Below are 2,478 nucleotides of genomic sequence, written 5' to 3'. Positions count from 1 at the left end.
CCGTTCTCGATGCCCCAGCCGAAGCCGTAGGCGCGTTCGGGGGTGGCCGGAAAGTGGCGAACCTGGAACACCACGATGAGCACTTCGTGATGAGTGTTACTATGTGGCATGTTTTCGATCCTAAGTCGAAAACCCCCGAATACGGAAATCCGGGCGCAGCCCGCCCCGGATTGCACGAAGGAGCCAGTCCATGACCACGATCGAGTGGGCGGGAGCCGCCGCAATCGTCGACGGCCCCGGTGGCTACGCCGGCATCGACGCGACGCCGGAGTGGGCCGAGGAGGTCCGTCGGCTGGCCCGCGAGCGCAACGCGACGCTGCTGGCGCACAACTACCAGCTGCCTGCCATCCAGGACATCGCAGATCACGTCGGTGACTCCCTCGCGCTCTCGCGCATCGCTGCCGAGGCGGAGGAGGACACCATCGTCTTCTGTGGCGTGCACTTCATGGCCGAGACCGCGAAGATCCTCAGCCCGAACAAGACAGTGCTGATCCCGGACGAGCGCGCCGGCTGCTCGCTCGCGGACTCGATCACCGCAGATCAGCTGCGCGAATGGAAAGCCGAGTACCCGGACGCCGTCGTCGTCTCGTACGTCAACACCACCGCCGAGGTCAAGGGCCTGACCGACATCTGCTGCACGTCCTCGAACGCGGTCGACGTCGTCGCCTCCATCGACCCCGACCGTGAGGTGCTGTTCCTGCCCGACCAGTTCCTCGGTGCCCACGTCAAGCGCGTCACCGGCCGCGAGAACATGCACATCTGGGCCGGCGAATGCCACGTCCACGCCGGCATCAACGGCGAGGAACTGGCCGCCCAGGCCAAGTCGCACCCGGACGCGGACCTGTTCGTCCACCCCGAATGCGGCTGCGCCACCTCCGCCCTCTACCTGGCCGGGGAAGGCTTCGTGCCTGACGACAAGGTCAAGATCCTCTCGACCGGCGGCATGATCGACGCCGCGCGCGCGACCGGCGCCAAGCAGGTCCTCGTCGCCACCGAGGTCGGCATGCTCCACCAGCTCCGCAAGGCCGCACCGGGCATCGACTTCCAGGCGGTCAACGACCGCGCCTCCTGCCCGTACATGAAGATGATCACCCCCGCCTCCCTGCTGCGTTGCCTGCGCGAGGGCAAGGACGAGGTGCACGTGGACCCGGCCGTCGCCGAGCGTGCCCGCCTGTCCGTGCAGCGGATGATCGCCATCGGCAATCCCGGCGGCGGCGAGTGACGACGCCTACGGGGGTCGGCGTGGGCTGGGAGGCCCGCGCCGACCTGGTGGTCGTGGGCGGCGGGGTTGCGGGACTGACCGCGGCCCGCGCGGCCGCGCGGCGCGGCCTGACCGTGCTCACCCTCAGCAAGGGCGGCCCCACCGACACCTCCACCCAGTACGCGCAGGGCGGCATCGCCGTGGTCGCCCCGACCGGCGACAGCGTCGACTCGCACGTCGCCGACACCCTCGCCGCCGGTGGTGGCCTGTGTGACGAGGACGCGGTCCGTTCCATCGTCAGCGCCGGCCCGCACGCCGTCGCCGCGCTCACCGATCTCGGTGCCGTCTTCGACCGCGGCCGCGACGGGGACGTCGCCCGCACCCGCGAGGGCGGGCACTCGACCCGGCGCATCATCCACGCCGGCGGCGACGCCACCGGCATGGAGGTGCAGCGCGCGCTCAACGCCGCGAGCCTGCCCGTGTTGTTCGGGGCTGCGGCCGCCCGGATCCTCACCGATGCGCGCGGCGTCACCGGAGTCCTCGTCCTCGACGAGCGCGGCCTCGGCGTCGTGCACACCCCCGCCGTGCTGCTCGCCACCGGTGGGCTGGGCCAGCTGTATGCGTGCAGCACCAATCCGGCCGGTGCCACCGCCGACGGCATCGCACTGGCGTTGCACGCCGGTGCCGCGGTCGCGGACGTCGAATTCGTGCAGTTCCACCCGACCGTGCTGTACGCGCGGGGCGGCGAGGGCCGGCGCCCGCTGATCAGCGAGGCGGTCCGCGGTGAGGGCGCACGCCTCATCGATTCGCACGGCGCCTCGATCACCGCGGGCGTGCACCCGCTCGGTGATCTCGCACCCCGCGACGTGGTTTCCCGTGCCATCGCCGAGCGGCTCGCCGTGCTGGGGGAGGAGCACGTGTTCCTCGACGCGCGGCACCTCGACGGCTTCGCCGAACGGTTCCCGACGATCACCGCCTCGTGCCTGGCCGTCGGTCTCGACCCGGCCGACGACCTGATCCCGGTCGCCCCGGCCGCGCACTACTCGTGCGGTGGCGTCGTCACCGACGTGCACGGCCGCACCGCGGTGCCCGGCCTGTACGCGGCGGGGGAGGTCGCCCGCACCGGCCTGCACGGTGCGAACCGGCTGGCGTCGAACAGCCTCCTCGAAGGACTCGTGCTCGGCGAACGCGCCGGGCACGCCGCCGCCGAGGAACGCGCCGGACTGCGCGTGGAAGCGACCGACGCGACGTTGCCGGCCCGCCGACGCGCGGACCGC

Annotated in this window: 2 protein-coding genes; both read left to right on the top strand. The window is 71.7% G+C overall.

Annotated elements, in window-relative coordinates:
* Positions 1-190 precede the first annotated feature (190 nt).
* Positions 191-1,222, top strand: a complete 1,032-nt coding sequence (nadA, locus tag I0Q12_RS23955) for a quinolinate synthase NadA (RefSeq protein WP_197255389.1) — start codon at positions 191-193, stop codon at positions 1,220-1,222.
* On the top strand, positions 1,219-2,478 hold a 1,260-nt coding region (gene nadB, locus I0Q12_RS23950), incomplete at its 3' end, for an L-aspartate oxidase (RefSeq protein ID WP_307846471.1). The genes nadA and nadB, both read left to right, overlap by 4 nt.

Origin of the sequence: Rhodococcus sp. CX, from assembly GCF_015865005.1 — a bacterium.
In the GTDB taxonomy this organism is placed as follows: Bacteria; Actinomycetota; Actinomycetes; order Mycobacteriales; family Mycobacteriaceae; genus Rhodococcus.
The sequence above is the reverse complement of the archived record's forward strand: the minus strand, read 5'-3'. Positions and strand labels throughout refer to the sequence as shown.

Bases quoted from the DNA above. Each gene is read 5' to 3' on its own strand.
- nadA (WP_197255389.1), top strand. From the start codon at position 191: ATGACCACGATCGAGTGGGCGGGAGCCGCCGCAATCGTCGACGGCCCC.